Here is a 16,661-nt window from a genome sequence, read left to right on the forward strand (position 1 = left end):
AAGTTTAGCGATAAATGAAGCGGACTAATACTAATAGCTCGAGGACTTATCCAAAAAAAGTATGGTAAGTTTATTGACAATAAGGTAGCTTTCTTGATAAGATAGAGATATTCAATTTTGAGTGGATTACAATGCCGTAAGCCATTGAAAAGTTAAGTGACGATAGCCTAGGAGATACACCTGTACCCATGCCGAACACAGCAGTTAAGCCCTAGCACGCCTGAAGTAGTTGGGGGTTGCCCCCTGTGAGATAGGGAAGTCGCTTAGCTTAGGTTTAATCCGCCATAGCTCAGTTGGTAGTAGCGCATGACTGTTAATCATGATGTCGTAGGTTCGAGTCCTACTGGCGGAGTAGTTAAGATAGGGGATCCTATCTTTTTTTTGTGGTGACAAGTGGAAAAAATAAAAAAAGTAGAAAAAATAGGGTGAACAGGACATTAATGTCATGTTCTTTTTTTAATGAATGGCTTATACTATAGAAAAATATTAAGGAAAGTGCAGACTTGACTTGATATATAAAGTTTTAACTGATAAAATAATATTCTCTTTTTGTATGGGGACAGAATATAGATAAATTATTTCTTCTTTCTAAAAAAATGATAAAATGATAGTATGACAAGATATAAAGCAATAATTTCTTATGATGGTAGTCAATTTTCAGGTTTCCAACGACAAACCAATGCTAGAACTATCCAAGAAGAAATTGAAAAAACATTAAGTAAATTATCCAATGGACAAGTTGTTACAATCCAAGGGGCTGGTAGGACAGATGCGGGTGTTCATGCCTATGGGCAAGTCATTCATTTTGACTTAAAAAAAAAACGTGATGTTGAAAAATTACGTTTTGCATTAGATACACAAAGTCCTGATGATATTGATTTTGTAAGCCTTGAGGAGGTTTCTGATCAATTTCATGCTCGTTATTGTAAACACCTAAAAACGTATGAATTTTTAGTCGATGTTGGTCGTCCAAAAAATCCAATGATGAGACACTACGCAACACACTATCCATTTCCTTTAAAGCTAGAGCCTATGGAAGAAGCTATTAAATATTTAATTGGAACACATGACTTTACAGGATTTACAGCTAGTGGAACTACTATTGAAAATAAAGTTCGGACCTTATTGAGAGCTGATATAACTTTTGATACAGATAGGAATTTTATTATCTTTACCTTTACTGGAAATGGTTTTTTATATAAACAAGTAAGAAATATGGTTGGGACCTTACTCAAAATTGGAAATGGAAGAATGCCTGTTGAGCAAGTAAAATTAATACTTAAAGAAAAGAATCGACAATTAGCAGGTCCAACTCTTGCGGGAAATGGACTTTATCTTAAGGAGATTATCTATGAAGACTAACTATTTATTAGCTATTTCTGGAAATGATATTTTTAGTGGAGGTGGTTTATATGCCGATTTGGCAACATTTCAACGCCATCACCTACATAGTTTTTTAGCCGTGACATGCTTGACAGCTATGTCGGATTCAGGATTTGAAATTTTCCCTACTAATGAAAATATTTTTAAAAAGCAACTAGATAGCCTTAGAAATGTCTCTTTTTCAGCTATTAAGTTAGGCTTATTACCTAATGTAGAAATTGCAGATCAAGCATTAAATTTTATTAAAAAATATAGCCATATCCCAATTATTTTAGATCCTGTTTTGGTTTGTAAGGAAAAGCATGATACTGAAGTTTCTGCCTTGAGAGAAGAATTGCTAAAATTTTTCCCATATGTAACCCTTATTACTCCAAATTTAGTAGAAGCTGAGCTATTATCCCAAAAGAAAATCCAAACTTTAGATGATATGAAAGAGGTAGCTTATAGCCTTTACCAACTAGGAGCAAAAAATATTGTTATCAAAGGTGGTAATCGATTTGATAAAGAGTTTGCTATTGATCTTTTTTATGATGGCCGAAATTTTAAAACCTTAAAATCCCCTGTTCTAGACTCTAATAATATTGGAGCAGGTTGTACCTTTGCATCAAGCATAGCAAGTTATCTTAGTTTGAGGACTCCTATCATTGAGGCAGTCAGTCAATCAAAAGAATTCGTTTATCAGGCTATTCAAAATTCAGATGAATATGGAGTAAAACAAGCTTATGACTAATAAAAGCATTAAATTACTTACCTTGCTGTCTTTGCTGACAGCCTTGACTATTATCTTAGGGAAATTCATCAGTATTGGGACTCCAACAGGTTTTTTAACCTTACTAGATGCGGGAATTTATTTTACAGCATTTTATCTAGGAAAAAAAGAAGGGATGATTGTTGGAGCTCTTTCAGGCTTCTTAATTGATATACTTTCAGGCTATCCAAATTGGATGTTCTTTAGTTTAATTGCTCATGGTTCACAGGGGTATTTTGCAGCTTTTAAAGGGAAAAAACGTTGGCTTGGCTTGTCTTTAGCTTCACTTTGTATGGTTGGAGTATATTTTTTAGCAAGCATCCCTATGTATGGAATTGGAGCAGCCCTAGCAGGTATAATGGGTAATCTTGCTCAAAATTTTTTGGGTATGGTTATAGGATATCTGATTTTTGTAAGTGTCTCTAAAGCTTTAAAATAAGCTTAGAAAGAAGGAGAAGATTATGATTGATCTGAATCAAATAGAAAAGGAAACAAGTCTCATTATAGAAGATGTCTTAGAAAAAAGTCATTTAAAAAGAGGACAGGTTTTCGTGTTAGGCCTCTCATCTAGCGAAGTTAGAGGAGGACTTATTGGTAAAGACTCTAGTCTTGAAATTGGAGAAATCATTGTAAAAACTATTCTGGAAAAATTAAACCCAAAGGGGATTTATTTAGCTGTTCAAGGTTGTGAACATTTAAATAGAGCTTTGGTTGTAGAAGAGGCAGTTGCAGAGGAAAAAGGCTATGAAATTGTCAATGTTTTACCAAGCTTACATGCTGGTGGAAGTGGACAGTTAGCTGCCTTTAAATTTATGAAAAGTCCTGTGGAGGTTGAAGAAGTGCTTGCTCATGCAGGGTTGGATATTGGAGATACAGCTATTGCTATGCATGTTAAGAGGGTTCAGGTACCCATTGTTCCAATTCGAAGAGAACTTGGTGGAGCACATGTAACGGCCCTTGCTAGCCGGCCAAAGTTAATTGGTGGAGCTCGAGCCCATTATCACAAGGATGATATTCGTAAAAATTAAAAAAGCCCGAGGGCTTTTATTTTAAATTACTATGTAGCAAAGTATTGATTGTTGGTAAATTGATACCTTCTTTTAAGAGAGCTTCTTGATACTTTTGATAGAAAGTATGATAAATAGTATATTGTTCCCCACTCTTAGTAAATATGGCAATTTTAAATGAAAATTGTCCATTTGGTGTCACTTGCGGGCCAAGAATAGTGGGTTTATCAATAATTTGTGAATATTTAGGAGCTTCTTTCTGGTTAACCTCTTCAATAATTTTAGTGATTTGTTCAAGATTACTTGTTGAATAAAGAGGAATTTCTATTAAAGCACGCATATTTCCTCTGGATTTATTACTAACAATGATAATACTACGATTTGGAATAAAATGTAGAGTACCATCAAAACCACGAATCTGTGTGGTGCGAATACCGACACTAGATATGATTCCTTCAATCTCAGAAATAGCGACAGTATCACCTACTTCAAATTGATTTTCAAAAAGAATGAAAAAACCATTTACAACATCTGATAAGAAACCCTGGGCACCAAGTCCAATAGCTACTCCAGCAATGCCGGCTCCTGCTAATAAGCTTGACACTGGAATGCCTAGAAGGTTAAGAATCCAATAAATTAAGAGAAAGTAGAGAACATAATTAAGGATATTATTAATGAGTTTAGAGAGAGTCTTCTTTCTTGAATCAGTCTGCCTAGAATAAGAAAAGGACTTTGTAATTGCCTTTTCGAAAATATGGGTAATTATTTGCTTAAAAATAATAAAGAAAATAAGTAGTAAAATCAAAGAGGCAATCTTTGAAAAAACACTAAACATTAGTTCTTCAAAATGCAAATGGTTAAAATAGTTAATGATAAAATTCATACAATTTCCTTTCTTCTCTTGATAGTTTACCAAAAATTGGTCTAAAATCAAATCATCTGATAGATGGAACTAGTTGCAAGTATCGTAATATAAAGTTAGTTAAGTAAGGCTAATTAAGATATAGTGACTATAAAAAAGAGCCTTTCAAAGATACCACAAGACGATATCCATGAATAGGCTTAACTTAAAAAAATTCTAATTTAGTCTTTTAACTATTACCTACTTACTAGTAGATATTATTAATTTTTTAACTTTTATTTCAGCATATCCCCAAGCAATAAAAATCATTCCTGAAATAAGAGCTAGAACAAACCAAGCTACTGTATAGCTAGCAACAGTGGCTAAGCCTGCAGCAAGTAAGGAGCCAAATGTCATTCCTAATTGAATAGCGGATTGTATATAGGGATAAACTTTTGATAATTTTCTGGGGAGACAAGACTTGCTGTAATAAGAGGTTCTCCAATAGTTCCTATTCCATTTCCTAATCCAAACAGAATACCCATAAGAAGAGCTGAAGGATAATGATTTGCAAACATTGCTAAAATGTAAGCTAAGATACAAATTACTGAAGCAAAAAAGTTTCCGTTTAATGTTCCTAACTTATCAGAAATAGTTCCAATAATGATTTTTCCAAATATCCCTACTGCCGAATAGATAGAAATAATAGTTGCTGCGGCTACTGGTCCATGTAATTCTTGTAAAAAAGGAGGAAACTGCCCTAAATCACCATTATTTGAAAGACCAATGAAGACAGCACCAATCAATAAGGCATAGAAGAAACCTTGTTTTTTAATTGAGCAAAGGGCATTTTTAAGGTAGCTTTTTTATTCTTAGGAGTAGTAGTGGATGAAACAGTAACTTTTGTATTACTATCTTTTATTAAACCAACTTCTTCGGGATGTAATTTAATGATAAATAACATAATTGGGATAACAACAATAATCATAATGAGAGCATAGATAAAGTAGCTTTGACGTCATCCTAATGTAGCAATTATATGTGTTAATAAGTTAGAAAAAACTACCCCTCCAATACCTAGTTCTGAAAAAGCTAAACTCATAGCTAATCCCTTTTTTTCTTCAAACTAGTTTGTAATTAAAATTGAAGTTGGCAAAATTGTATTAACCAGACCATATGAAGCGTAAGCTGCAGCATATATAACCACTGATGTGATATAGAATTTTTTAAACAAACGATCTGTTAAATAATTAGAAATAATAGGTGGTAAGAAGATTCCCATTCCTAATATAATAGAATTATTCAAGGCAAAAGAGGATGGGAAAATATTAAAAGTTTTAATGACCGCAACCTGATAAATGTTAGCAACTGCTACAGAAGCTGGTCCTAATACTGCAAGAATTATAGCCATTCCAGCTACTATATACCAACCATAAAATAACTTAGATTTTTTGTGTGTCATATTTTACTCCTATCGTTTTAAACGCTCTAATACTAGTAATTTATTTAGCTAAGGGAGCGAAACCTTAGCTAGATAATATGTTTATATGATTGGTCATTATTTTCCAAGATAAGTTAATATAGCAACAATAGCTGCTTGGGTACCTATTTTTAGAGTTGGTTGAATAGCAGGAGCGAATTTGGGATTATGATTAGCATATATGTCTTGATCTTTGGTAAAACCACCAAATCCCCAATATAAATAAGGAATTCCTAGAGCACGTGGGATATATGAGAAGTCTTCTGAAGCGGTCATCTGACGGTAATCTTTTAAGACGCGTTCTTCACCTAAAAAATGCTTGAAAGAAGCAGTTACTTTTTTAGTGACTTCTGGGTCGTTATCAGTTAAGGGATAAGTATCATAGATTTCAATGTCAGGTTCTTGTGTGCACCCCCCTGCTAAACATTCAGCTTTGACAATACGTTTAATAGAAGTAATAAGCTGTTCTTGAACATTCTCATCATAAGTTCTAATATTTAACAATAAGCTTGCGGTATCGGGGATAATATTGGCTTTTAGACCTGCTTGAAAAGAACCTACAGAAACTACTGCAAATTTGAAGGGATCAACTTCCCTAGCAACAATAGTCTGTAATTTACTAACTATAGCAGAACCAATTACAATAGGGTCAATACTTAAATGAGGCATAGACCCATGAGCTCCTTTACCATGAATAGTAATTTTTAAGGAAGCTGCACTTGATAAAAAAGGCCCACCAAGTGCTCCAACTTGTCCTGCATAAGGGTCAGTCAAGACATGTTGAGCTAGGGCGATTTCTGGATGAGGGATTTTCTCAAGTAAACCATCATCAAGCATTGCTTTAGCACCAGCAGCAATTTCTTCTCCTGGTTGGAAAAAAGCAATGTAAGTTCCTTGCCACTCTGATTTGTTCTTGGCTAAGGCCCAAGCAGCCCCTAAACCAGCTACTATATGAATATCATGTCCACAAGCATGCATGACTGGAAGGAGATTTCCATCTAAATCTTTCATCATCACTTTGGAAGCATAGTCTAAGCCTGTCTCTTCCTTAACAGGTAAGGCATCCATATCAGCCCTAAATAGGATACATGGACCTTGTCCATTAGCTAAAACACCTACAACCCCACCACCAATTTTTTGGGCCTCATATCCATATGATTGTAAAGTATCATAGATAAACTGAGCTGTTTCCTTTTCTTGCATTGATAATTCTGGGTGACTATGGAGGTGCTTATAGGTTTCTTCTTGCCAACCTTTAATTGATTCGATTGATGTTAGTACTGTTTGAACAGACATAAATTAATTCTCCTCTAACTATTTTTTAGACTTATCACAATCTTTTTACGGAAAACGTGATAAAAATGAACTCTTTTTATGAGATAGATTTTTGGTAAGAGAGCTTTAAAAGATACCTTGCCAAGGATTTTCTACCTATCATCTATTTCTATTATATGCTTAATAGAAAAGAGAAACAAATACCTTTTTAATGCTTTATTGATAACTAGTTTATGGTATTTTAGCGACTAATTTCTTTATTTTTTCTAACAGTTTAGGTATTATTAAGAAGTGATACATAACTTTTTTTACCAATATGTATAGCTAAAAAGGGATATTATATAATGGAAACACCTAAAAAAATTAAATATTTAGAAATGATTGAAACTTATGCCAGTATTACAAAAGCAGCTAAAGCATTATTCATTGCTCAACCTTATCTTAGTAAACTTATTAAACAACTTGAAATGGAACTGGAGATAGACTTATACAAAACGCAGTCTCATAAAACACAATTAACCTATGCTGGAAAACGATATCTTTACTACCTGAAGCAGATGGATAGTTTAGAAAGGCAAATGAAAAAAAGAATTACAGTTAATTAGAATACATAAAAAAGGAGAAATAAGCTTAGGTATTAACCCAGGTTTATCTGCCAGTTTACTTGCTCCGATTCTTTCTAAGTTTAAGTCTTTATATCCTGATATCTCTATATGTTTATTAGAAAATAATCAAAATATCTCAGAACAACTTATTGAGTTGGGGGAATTAGAGTTGACAATTGGTATGGCTCCTCTCTGTCATGAAAACGTCTCTTCAACGACAATCTATAAAGAAGAACTCTATTTACTAGTTCCTAGAGAGAGTCATTTATTTAGTGAAAAAAATGTAGGATTTGTACACGACTTTCCTTATGATATTTCTCTTTTAGAAAATGAATCTCTGATATTAATTCCCTTGGAATATGACGTTGGTAAAACAGTAGCAACTTTCTATAAAGAACACCATATGACTTTAAATCAAATCATAACAACTAGTACTATTCCAACAGCTATTAACTTAGCATTGACAGGTTTAGGAGCAAGCTTTATTCCAGAAATGTTAGTGAAAACATATCTTCATAACGACTGTAATATATATCGATTAGATAAGAAAAAATTACAATTAGAATATATTTTAATTTACTCAAAGCGAGATGATTTATCAGGTATAGCTCTTCTTTTATATCAAACGATTTTAAGTTTAGATATTTTTCTTTCAGAGGCTAATAAACAATGAGAATTTCAGCTCTATAGGGAGCTTTCCTGATAAAAAACTTTAAAAAGGCTTTAAAATATGTTAGAATGAACTGTATCTAAATTATTTTAAGGAGAAATGACTTAATGTCTACATCATTTGAAAACAAAGCTACTAACCGTGGCGTGATTACATTTACAATTGGTCAAGAAAAAATTAAACCAGCCCTTGATCAAGCTTTTAACAAAATTAAAAAAGATTTAAATGCACCAGGTTTCCGTAAAGGCCACATGCCTCGTCCAGTATTTAACCAAAAATTTGGTGAGGAAGCACTTTATGAAGATGCCTTAAATATTGTTTTACCAGCAGCTTACGAAGCAGCAGTTTCTGAGCTCGAACTCGATGTAGTTGCACAACCAAAAATTGATGTTCTTTCTATGGAAAAAGGTAAAGACTGGGAAATTACTGCTGAAGTTGTTACAAAACCAGAAGTAAAACTTGGTGATTATAAGGATTTAAGTGTAGAAGTTGACTTATCAAAAGAAGTAAGTGATGAAGAAGTTGAGGCAAAAATTGAACGTGAACGCCAAAACTTAGCTGAACTTGTTGTTAAAGAAGAAGCAGCAGTTGAAGGTGACACTGTAGTTATTGACTTTTTAGGTTCAGTAGATGGCGTTGAATTTGATGGTGGTAAAGGTGATAACTTCTCACTTGAATTAGGATCAGGTCAATTTATTCCTGGCTTTGAGGAGCAATTGGTTGGTACTAAAGCTGGTGATAAAGTAGATGTTAATGTTACTTTCCCAGAAAACTACCAAGCAGAGGACCTTGCCGGTAAAGACGCTAAGTTTGAAACAACTATTCATGAAGTAAAATCAAAAGAAGTTCCAGAACTTGATGATGAACTAGCAAAAGATATTGATGAAGAAGTTGAATCACTTGAGGACTTAAAAGCTAAATACCGTAAAGAGCTTGAAGCAGCTAAAGAAATTGCCTATGATGAGGCAGTTGAAGGCGCAGCAATCGAGTTAGCAGTAGCTAATGCTGAAATTATTGAATTACCAGAAGAAATGGTTCATGATGAAGTTCACCGTTCAATGAATGAATTCATGGGTAATATGCAACGTCAAGGAATTTCACCAGAGATGTATTTCCAATTGACTGGAACTTCAGAAGAAGACCTTCATGAACAATATGCAGCAGAAGCTGATAAACGTGTTAAAACAAATCTTGTTATTGAAGCAATTGCTAAGTCAGAAGGTTTTGATGCTTCTGAAGAAGAAATTGAAAAAGAAATTCAGGACCTTGCTACAGAATACAACATGCCTGTGGAACAAGTTCGTTCACTACTTTCAGCAGATATGTTAAAACATGATATTGCAATGAAAAAAGCAGTAGAAGTTATCACAGAATCAGCTAAAGTAAAATAAAAGAATTAAAAATATAAAAAAGATTGAAGAAAAAGCCATTTTGGACAATTTTCTTCAATCTTTTTATTTGTCATCTTACTTGCAAATATTTATAGCTATCATAAAAAAGATTTTCACTGAAAATCTTTTTTTGGCTTTTATAGGTCGATTTGGGTTCCTATGCCTAGGCTAGTAGCTTTTTCAACAATTAATTGGGCTGTCAAAGTATCCAAAACAGCTGAACCTACTGTTTTAAAAACAGTAATTTCTTTAGAGTCTTGTCTACCTTTAATCTTGCCTAAGAGATAGTCTCCAAATTCACCAGTGTAATCATCTTCTTTTAGTAAGCCTTTTTTGATTGGTGCTTGAATATCTCCTGCTTCAGAAAGAACACCATCAGTAGTATCAAATATCACTAAGTCTGCATTAACTAAGAGTTCTGTTGGAAGTTCCAACATTTCTGGAGTATAGGCTCCAACACCGTTAATGTGGGCACCTGCTTTAAGATCACTAGCGTCAAAAGTTGGAACTTTAGAGGTGGTCACACTTGTAAGAATATCTGCATCTTTGACTGCTTCTTTAGCAGTTTCTACGGCAAGAACTTTTGTTGAGAAGGTACCTGAAATATCGTCATTAAGAGTTTGAGTAAATGCTTTTGCACGGTCAAAGTCAATGTCAAAGACTCTTAATTCTTCAAGAGGACGTACAGTCATCATAGCTATAGCTTGCTGATAAGCTTGGCCGCCAGTACCAATAAGACCAGCGATTTTAGCATCTGCTCTAGCAAATTCTTCGGTTGCGGCGCCCTGCAATGCTGCGGTACGCAGTTGGGTCAAATAAGTACCATCTAAGATAGCTGAAACAATACCTGTTTCTGGATCTAGGCTAACCATTGTGGCAGGGACAGAGGCTAGTCCTTTAGTGATATTATCTGGATAAACAGATACAATTTTTACGCCTAAAGAGGGGGGATCACCACTTGTGAGGGCTGGCATGTAGAGACTTTGGCCCTTAAAATCTTTAACATTAAGATTTGTTCTAAGAGGGACATCAGCTTGGCCATTGGAGTAGAGTTTTAAGGCTTCTTTAGCGGCCTTAATGGCCTCTTTCATTGTATAAGATTGTTCAATATCTGATTTTGTTAAAATAAGCATATTACATTTCTCCTTCTAATTAGTTTCTTTTTAACATACCATAGGCACTGTATAAAAGAATAAAGGCTACAAACCATTGTAAAAGGGCTGTATTTAAGCTAGTGACAAGGAAAACAGCACATAGAACTCCAAGAACTCCAAAGGTAGAGGTAAATAGAGTAATTTTTCGGCTATATTCTCCAAATTTGATAAATTGGACACTACCAACAGGGACAGAGAAGGTTGCAGCTCCCATCATAATTGGAAAGGCCACAGCAGGATTGAGCCCCAAAAGATAAACAGTAATCATAGTCAAGGCATATGAGCCAATACCGATGTTATTTAAGGCTCCGAAAATAGCTAGAGCAATAGCTGCAATGATTAATTTAGGGAAGGAAAGGGCAGTGGCGTTACCTCCACCAGGTAAAATACCAAATTTTCCACCAAAAATAATAAGTGCAGCCAGAATCATCCCAATACCAATAGATAAGCGTAATTTATTAGCTGGAAGTTTAACAGCAATTCTAGCTCCATAGTAAGAACCAATGACTTGGCTGATAATACATACTAGAAGTGTTACAAAGCTAACTTCAATTTTAGTAATGTAAGCAAGGGCCATAACTGCTAAAGGGATAGTACACTGGGTATTTAGGGTACCAGGTAACTTTTTAACACTTACCCAATTTAATTTTGGGTATAAACTTGTACTAATGGCAAAGTCGGAAATACCTATAGTAGACAAGAAAAAAATAAGGGCACTTGAAAAGGGTAGGGCAACTGTGCTTGCTTCTTCAGCTAGAATTTCTCTTTTATGGGTTATAAGATCTTTTATGAAAATAAAAGTAAAATAGGCGTTAATAAGAATAACTAAAAATAATAAAATATTTTTAAATGACATCAGGCTATCTCCATTAATAAATATGACGTATACCTTCAAAATCTTTACCATAGCTTTGGCTTAGGGTTTCTTGATGTTCTTGGATAATCTTTAAAGTATAGGCATCATGTTTGATGTATTCTTTGGCTAAAAGACGCATTGTTTCATTGTGACTCCAGATAACATCATGTTTACTATCAATAGAACCAAACAAGACAATATCATTGTCACAAACAAGATTAACCCATCTTCCACCCATATCTTCGACCTTGTGAATTTCAAATCCATGGGAGTAAAAACGCTTGAAAGGTAAGGTGTAGTGTCCACTGTTGCTAAAAAAAATACAGACAAATTTTTCAAGTCGCTGTTCAGCAGCTTGGAGGAGTTGGCATATTAAAGGGGTTAAATCTTCTTCCCAAATTTGAATATACAAACTCTCCTTGGCATGTTCTATGATATATGCCATTTTAAGATAAACAGCTTCTTTATTGTCTATTCTCCACAACAAGGAGTCATCTTTTTTCTCATTGATAGTTGATAATTCATTATCAAGGAATTGGATATCATTCAGAGTTGAATATTTAAGCATGCTAATAAATTCTTCTGATGATAAGGCGGAGTATAATTTAGGTTCACTTTTATTGACAAGTATGACTCCCTTTTTGACCAATTTCTCTAAGTGATTATAGACCTTTGAACGAGGAACACCAGACTGTTTACTGACTTCATAACCTGTCATAGGACCATTTTCGACTAAACTGAGATAGATATTGGTTTCAGATTCAGAAAAGCCAAATTGCTTCATTTTTTGAACCAGCATAAAGCCTCCAATTGTATTATTTATAGTAGTAGCTACCTACAGGTACTACTATAATATTGTAAAAGCCTTTTGTCAATAAAATTGTGAAAAAAATAACAACTTTTATAATTGCTATTTTTTCTTCTTATTTCAAGCTATTAACTAGCTTTCTGAAAAGTAGCCCTTAGGCCTGTAGTTGGCTTTGATAGAGCCTAATGGCTAGATGGACACTCATTACTTGGTCTGTATTTTTTAAACTAATAGAAAGTAAGCTTTCAATTTTTGAGAGGCGGGCTCGTAGGGTATTGACATGGATAAAAAGGATTTGACTACTTTCAGTATAGGAAAAATGATTATCAAAGAAGGTAACCAAGGTAGGATAAAGCTGGGTGTGATTTTTATCATCATATTTAAGAAGGGGACTGAGAAATTGGTCAAAAAGTTCATTGACAAATAACTGATTAATGGCACCTTGGTCATTAGTTAGCAATTTTAAGATACCAATATCTTGATAGTATTGTATCTGTTGGGATTTTAAGTTGGATTTAGCAAAGCCTATAGCCTGTCTAGCTTCATCTAAGGCAATACTCAACTTCCAGTAAGGTTTGATGCTACTAATACCTATATAAAAATGTTTATGACCTGTAAAGTCAATCACTATGTCTTTTACTAGGTCTAATTGCTTTAAGAGTGTGGAGTCTTTTCCTAAAACCAGCAAAATCTCTTGGTTTCTAGAAAAGAAATGAACATGTTGCAAGTTGATCTGAGAAGCTAATAAATGATTAGTCAATTGTAAAAAGACATTTTCAAAGGCTAAGATATCCTTACTTTGTAAAATATCTGAAATTAATAGGACTTGTAAGTCAGAATGAATTTCTTGGCCTAGGCTGAGACTATACTTTCTTAGAAGGTCTTCATTGGGTTCAGTGATCTTTAGCAAATCATCAAAGATAATATTCCTAAAATAATTATTATTTTTTTTAAATTCCTGCTCTAAAACCTGTTTTAAAAGAAAGATAGATTTGATATTTTCAATTTTGGATAAGATAGTAGCTTCAATTTCTTCCACTGTTGAATTTGTTTTCAAGATGATATAGTGGCTTAAAGATTGGTTTTGATAAATAGGAATGAAAAAGAGATGAATATCTAACTTATTTAAAAAGATACTACGATAGCAAAATCCATAAATGCTTGTCTGGTTAAGGTCGCAGCCAATAGGACTAAAGCGCCCAATATTTTGAAGGCTGAAACGATCTAAATATTCTTTCCAGGACCAATCTTCACTGTGGTCTAGTAATTCCAGCTTATTATTGGTCAGAGCAATTGATAAATTAGTGGTTTCATAAACAATTTGACAAAGTCTATTCAAACTATGATTATGTGAAAAATACTGAATAATCTGTTTTAAAAAATTTTCAGCTTCAATAAGAGAAAGGGTTTTTTGAGAAATTTCAGCTTCTTGAAAGGCGATAATGACATCTCTCCAAGCATAGTGATCATCAATTAAAATAAGTGGAATATTATAGTAACGTAGAAGGTCTATAGTGTCTTCACTGATATAATGACGAAACTTTTTTTTGGATAGGATAGCACTAATTTTTTGAGCCCTTAATTTATCAATAAATTCACGCGTAAAATATTTTTTCATAAAATTACCAATAATAAGGAGTTCATTGCCTGTTAGCCATTGTTCAATTTCTAGAAGGTCCATGATATTAATAGAGCTAATAGGATTGTCCAGGCCTTTTTCAGTGGTAAATAGCTCTGCATCTTTAAACAGACAAGTTTTGAGTAAGAGTTTTAAATTAATAGATGAATCCATGATGTCTCCTTTGTATAAAGATACTATTAGAATGCTTCACTTTTATAGGATAGCACAATTAACTTATTATTGAAAACGCTTTATAATGAGACTAACAAAAATAAAGGAGATTCTTATTATGAGAAATCGTTTTAAAGGTAAAGACTATTTGGCTTTCAAAGATATGACCCGTGAGGAAATTGAGTTTATTACAGACCTTAGTCTTGAGTTTAAGAAAAAATGGACTGCTAAAGAACCTCATGACTATTTAAAAGGACAAGTATGGGCTGCTTTATTTGAAAAAAATTCGACTAGAACTAGAAATGCTTTTGAAAGAGCAGCAGCCGACTTAGGCGTCAAGGTTGTTTATCTTCGTCCAGATGAAATGCAGATGACAAGAGGAGAACCTCTTAAGGATACTGCTCGTATTTTAGATCGGTATTTTGATGGCCTCTTTATTCGTACCTTTGGTCACGAGATTGTAGAAGAATGTTCTAAATGGATGCAAAATCCTGTTATAAATGGCCTTACTGCCCTAGAACATCCTACCCAAGGAATTGCAGACTTGATGACCATTAAAGAGAAAAAAGGAAGCTATCAAGGCTTGAAAATTTGCTATTCAGGAAACTTATACAATGTGGCTTATACAACCATGATTTTCTGTGCTACTTTGGGAATAAACCTTTCTATTGCTTGTCCAGAAGGAATTGAGCCAGATCCTGATATTCTAGCAGAGACAAAACGTCGTGCTGAGGTAACTGGTGCAACAATTGAATTAACACAAGATTTTGATGCGGCTTTGAAGGATGCTGATATTGTGTATGGTATGTCTCAATACAGTATGGGGCAAAGTGATGAAGAAATTGCCTTTCTTAAAGAAGCCTTTAAACCTTACCAAATTACGATGGATGCTATGAAAAAAGCTAAGCCAGATGCCATCTTTATGCACTGCTTACCTGCCCATCGTGGTGAAGAAGTCACTGATGAAGTCATGGAATGTGATCAATCTGTTATTTTTGATGAGGGTGAAAACCGTATGCACTCTATCAAAGCCATCCTTGCAGCAGTAGCAAACTAAGAAGATTTCACTCAGCATTTCAAATCAGTTTTAAGCTTGCTTGTTCACTAAACTATAAATAAATGAGGTTAATTCCTATGGAAGTAAAAGAAAAGAAGGCATTTAAGACTCCAAATACCTATGTTATTATTTTTTTCGTCTTACTTGTGGTAGCCTTTCTGACTTGGATTATCCCTGGTGGTAAATATTCCTATGACCAGTCTGGCCATGCTATAGCAAATTCCTACCAACAAATCAAGGCCAATCGCCAAGGACTTTGGGATGTTATCATGGCTCCTATAATTGGTATGGTAGGGAATAAAGAAGTATCAGGAGCAATAACCATATCTTTAAACGTTATGCTCTTTGGTAGTTTTTTAGAAATGATGGATGCTACTGGAGCTATCAATATAGCTCTTAAAAATGTAGCCAAGAAGTACCAAAGTAATTATTATGCTTTAATTACTGTCTTGACCTTTATGATGGGGATATTTGGTACTGTTCAAGGGGCATATGAAGAAGGGTTTGTATATCTTTTGATGTTTTTACCAATTATTTTATCCTTGGGGTTAGATACGATTGTGGCTTTAATGATTGTTATTTTTGGGACCCAAGCAGGCTGTGCAGCCTCAGTAGTAAATCCTTTTTCCACAGGAATTGCTTCTGGAATTGCAGGTATTAGTCCAGGAGCAGGCATTATTTTCAGAAGCTTTGTCTTTTTAGTGCTCATGTCAGCTTGTTCAGCTATGATTTGTTTATATGCTAAAAAGGTTAAGGAGCATCCCGAAAAGTCCCTTCAATTTTATAGAAGAAAAGAAGATATAGCTGAGTTTGCAGCAATAGAAGGCAATGAAGAAAAACTGGATAAAAAGCAAACAAAGGTTTTCACTATTTTTGTTCTCACCTTTATTATTATGATTCTGTCATTAATTCCTTGGACTTCTTTAAATAGTCATTGGACCTTCTTCAATGATATTACTAATTGGGCTAATCACAATGCCATTGTTAGTACAGTTTTAGGAAGTAGTTTAGTTCCCTTTGGGAGTTGGTATTTCAATGAGATTAATGGGCTTTTGATTATCATGACAATCTTATCTGGTTTTATTATGGGATATGACATTGATAAGATTATTCAGATTTTAATTAAAGGTGCAGCAGCCTTAGTGTCGACAGCTTTTATTGTCCCTCTAGCTAGAGGTATCCAAGTGTTGATGACTAATGGAAGTATCACAGCAACTGTTTTGAATGCGACAGAAAAGACTCTAGGTTCTTTACCTCCACTAGTATTTGTCTTGGTTTGCTTTTTAGTTTATCTCCTCCTAGCTACTTTTATTCCTAGTTCAACTGGCTTAGCAGCAGCTACCATTTCTATTATGGCGCCTTTAGGACTTTTTGCAGGAGTGTCAGAAGCTAATATGGTTATTATCTACAATTTTGCTCTTGGATTTGTTAAAATTCTGGCTCCGACTTCAATTATTGTGATGACGTGTACTCAAGCAGTCCATGTAGGTTATGGTTCTTGGATTAAAGCTATTTGGAAATATGCCTTTGCTTATTTTGCCCTCTTAGCTCTTTTATTACTTGTTTCAGTATTTCTTGTATCTTAAAAGGAGAA

16 protein-coding genes, 1 tRNA gene, 1 rRNA gene and 1 pseudogene are annotated in these 16,661 nt (G+C 34.1%); 10 read left to right on the forward strand and 9 right to left on the reverse strand.

Annotation, left to right across the window (positions count from 1 at the left end):
• Positions 1-152: 152 nt before the first annotated feature.
• The 6 genes from rrf (at position 153) to A3GU_RS0108180 (ending at position 3,159) form a co-directional block, all read left to right on the forward strand.
• Positions 153-268, forward strand: a 5S ribosomal RNA gene (gene rrf / locus A3GU_RS0108155).
• Between the two features lie 10 nt (positions 269-278).
• A tRNA-Asn gene (locus A3GU_RS0108160) sits at positions 279-352 on the forward strand.
• Between the two features lie 260 nt (positions 353-612).
• Positions 613-1,362, forward strand: coding sequence for a tRNA pseudouridine(38-40) synthase TruA (gene truA / locus A3GU_RS0108165; RefSeq protein WP_018367046.1), 750 nt, complete (start codon positions 613-615; stop codon positions 1,360-1,362).
• A complete protein-coding gene (locus A3GU_RS0108170) occupies positions 1,352-2,113 on the forward strand; it encodes a bifunctional hydroxymethylpyrimidine kinase/phosphomethylpyrimidine kinase (RefSeq protein WP_018367047.1) in 762 nt (253 codons plus the stop codon). Before truA ends, A3GU_RS0108170 begins: the two co-directional genes overlap by 11 nt.
• Complete coding sequence (locus A3GU_RS0108175) at positions 2,106-2,570, forward strand: ECF transporter S component (RefSeq protein WP_018367048.1); 465 nt, start codon at positions 2,106-2,108, stop codon at positions 2,568-2,570. The genes A3GU_RS0108170 and A3GU_RS0108175 overlap by 8 nt, the downstream gene beginning before the upstream one ends.
• Positions 2,571-2,595: 25 nt before the next feature.
• A complete protein-coding gene (locus A3GU_RS0108180) occupies positions 2,596-3,159 on the forward strand; it encodes a TIGR01440 family protein (RefSeq protein WP_026216497.1) in 564 nt (187 codons plus the stop codon).
• A gap of 16 nt (positions 3,160-3,175) precedes the next feature.
• Here the strand turns inward: A3GU_RS0108180 and A3GU_RS0108185 are convergent, their stop codons facing one another.
• The 5 genes from A3GU_RS0108185 to A3GU_RS0108215 form a co-directional block, all read right to left on the reverse strand.
• Positions 3,176-4,021: a mechanosensitive ion channel family protein gene (locus A3GU_RS0108185; RefSeq protein ID WP_018367050.1), complete on the reverse strand. Its 846-nt coding sequence runs from the start codon at positions 4,019-4,021 to the stop codon at positions 3,176-3,178.
• 219 nt (positions 4,022-4,240) lie between these two features.
• Positions 4,241-4,396 carry a hypothetical protein gene (locus tag A3GU_RS10265; protein ID WP_018367051.1) on the reverse strand — a complete coding sequence of 52 codons (156 nt, stop codon included), beginning with the start codon at positions 4,394-4,396 and terminating at the stop codon, positions 4,241-4,243.
• Between the two features lie 2 nt (positions 4,397-4,398).
• Entirely contained in the window at positions 4,399-4,815 is a 417-nt protein-coding gene (locus A3GU_RS0108195) for an MFS transporter (RefSeq protein ID WP_083906215.1), read from the reverse strand.
• A 290-nt stretch (positions 4,816-5,105) separates the two neighbouring features.
• Positions 5,106-5,441 (reverse strand): hypothetical protein, encoded by a 336-nt coding sequence (locus A3GU_RS0108210; protein ID WP_020548004.1) that lies wholly within the window; start codon positions 5,439-5,441, stop codon positions 5,106-5,108.
• 96 nt (positions 5,442-5,537) lie between these two features.
• Positions 5,538-6,755 (reverse strand): amidohydrolase, encoded by a 1,218-nt coding sequence (locus A3GU_RS0108215; protein ID WP_018367053.1) that lies wholly within the window; start codon positions 6,753-6,755, stop codon positions 5,538-5,540.
• Between the two features lie 323 nt (positions 6,756-7,078).
• On the opposite strand from A3GU_RS0108215, the pseudogene A3GU_RS10695 reads away from it, so the two are divergent.
• Positions 7,079-8,012 (forward strand): annotated as a pseudogene (locus tag A3GU_RS10695) (LysR family transcriptional regulator).
• Positions 8,013-8,116: 104 nt separating this feature from the next.
• Entirely contained in the window at positions 8,117-9,400 is a 1,284-nt protein-coding gene (tig, locus tag A3GU_RS0108225) for a trigger factor (RefSeq protein WP_018367056.1), read from the forward strand.
• A gap of 137 nt (positions 9,401-9,537) precedes the next feature.
• Here tig and A3GU_RS0108230 read toward each other — a convergent pair whose 3' ends face one another.
• From A3GU_RS0108230 to A3GU_RS10365, 4 genes are all read right to left on the reverse strand, one after another.
• Entirely contained in the window at positions 9,538-10,533 is a 996-nt protein-coding gene (locus A3GU_RS0108230) for an ornithine cyclodeaminase family protein (protein WP_018367057.1), read from the reverse strand.
• Between the two features lie 19 nt (positions 10,534-10,552).
• Positions 10,553-11,410 carry a sulfite exporter TauE/SafE family protein gene (locus A3GU_RS0108235; protein WP_018367058.1) on the reverse strand — a complete coding sequence of 286 codons (858 nt, stop codon included), beginning with the start codon at positions 11,408-11,410 and terminating at the stop codon, positions 10,553-10,555.
• A gap of 13 nt (positions 11,411-11,423) precedes the next feature.
• A complete protein-coding gene (locus A3GU_RS0108240) occupies positions 11,424-12,209 on the reverse strand; it encodes a TrmB family transcriptional regulator (protein ID WP_018367059.1) in 786 nt (261 codons plus the stop codon).
• A gap of 163 nt (positions 12,210-12,372) precedes the next feature.
• Positions 12,373-14,010 carry a helix-turn-helix domain-containing protein gene (locus A3GU_RS10365; RefSeq protein WP_018367060.1) on the reverse strand — a complete coding sequence of 546 codons (1,638 nt, stop codon included), beginning with the start codon at positions 14,008-14,010 and terminating at the stop codon, positions 12,373-12,375.
• Positions 14,011-14,128: 118 nt separating this feature from the next.
• Here A3GU_RS10365 and argF point away from each other — a divergent pair, with 118 nt between their 5' ends.
• Together argF and A3GU_RS0108260 are read left to right on the forward strand one after the other, a co-directional pair.
• On the forward strand, positions 14,129-15,067 hold the full coding sequence (gene argF, locus A3GU_RS0108255) for an ornithine carbamoyltransferase (protein ID WP_018367061.1): 939 nt from the start codon (positions 14,129-14,131) through the stop codon (positions 15,065-15,067).
• Between the two features lie 77 nt (positions 15,068-15,144).
• Entirely contained in the window at positions 15,145-16,653 is a 1,509-nt protein-coding gene (locus tag A3GU_RS0108260) for a YfcC family protein (RefSeq protein WP_018367062.1), read from the forward strand.
• Positions 16,654-16,661: the final 8 nt, after the last annotated feature.

Origin of the sequence: Streptococcus didelphis DSM 15616 (assembly GCF_000380005.1) — a bacterium.
Classification (GTDB): Bacteria; Bacillota; Bacilli; order Lactobacillales; family Streptococcaceae; genus Streptococcus; species Streptococcus didelphis.

What these genes read in the sequence shown, in the direction of transcription:
- A3GU_RS10365 (WP_018367060.1), bottom strand. Translation starts at nt 14,010, where the DNA reads ATGGATTCATCTATTAATTTAAAACTCTTACTCAAAACTTGTCTGTTT.
- A3GU_RS0108175 (WP_018367048.1), top strand. Translation starts at nt 2,106, where the DNA reads ATGACTAATAAAAGCATTAAATTACTTACCTTGCTGTCTTTGCTGACA.
- A3GU_RS10265 (WP_018367051.1), bottom strand. Translation starts at nt 4,396, where the DNA reads ATGACATTTGGCTCCTTACTTGCTGCAGGCTTAGCCACTGTTGCTAGC.
- A3GU_RS0108215 (WP_018367053.1), bottom strand. Translation starts at nt 6,755, where the DNA reads ATGTCTGTTCAAACAGTACTAACATCAATCGAATCAATTAAAGGTTGG.
- argF (WP_018367061.1), top strand. Translation starts at nt 14,129, where the DNA reads ATGAGAAATCGTTTTAAAGGTAAAGACTATTTGGCTTTCAAAGATATG.
- A3GU_RS0108170 (WP_018367047.1), top strand. Translation starts at nt 1,352, where the DNA reads ATGAAGACTAACTATTTATTAGCTATTTCTGGAAATGATATTTTTAGT.
- A3GU_RS0108240 (WP_018367059.1), bottom strand. Translation starts at nt 12,209, where the DNA reads ATGCTGGTTCAAAAAATGAAGCAATTTGGCTTTTCTGAATCTGAAACC.
- A3GU_RS0108230 (WP_018367057.1), bottom strand. Translation starts at nt 10,533, where the DNA reads ATGCTTATTTTAACAAAATCAGATATTGAACAATCTTATACAATGAAA.
- tig (WP_018367056.1), top strand. Translation starts at nt 8,117, where the DNA reads ATGTCTACATCATTTGAAAACAAAGCTACTAACCGTGGCGTGATTACA.
- A3GU_RS0108185 (WP_018367050.1), bottom strand. Translation starts at nt 4,021, where the DNA reads ATGAATTTTATCATTAACTATTTTAACCATTTGCATTTTGAAGAACTA.
- A3GU_RS0108260 (WP_018367062.1), top strand. Translation starts at nt 15,145, where the DNA reads ATGGAAGTAAAAGAAAAGAAGGCATTTAAGACTCCAAATACCTATGTT.
- A3GU_RS0108210 (WP_020548004.1), bottom strand. Translation starts at nt 5,441, where the DNA reads ATGACACACAAAAAATCTAAGTTATTTTATGGTTGGTATATAGTAGCT.
- A3GU_RS0108235 (WP_018367058.1), bottom strand. Translation starts at nt 11,410, where the DNA reads ATGTCATTTAAAAATATTTTATTATTTTTAGTTATTCTTATTAACGCC.
- truA (WP_018367046.1), top strand. Translation starts at nt 613, where the DNA reads ATGACAAGATATAAAGCAATAATTTCTTATGATGGTAGTCAATTTTCA.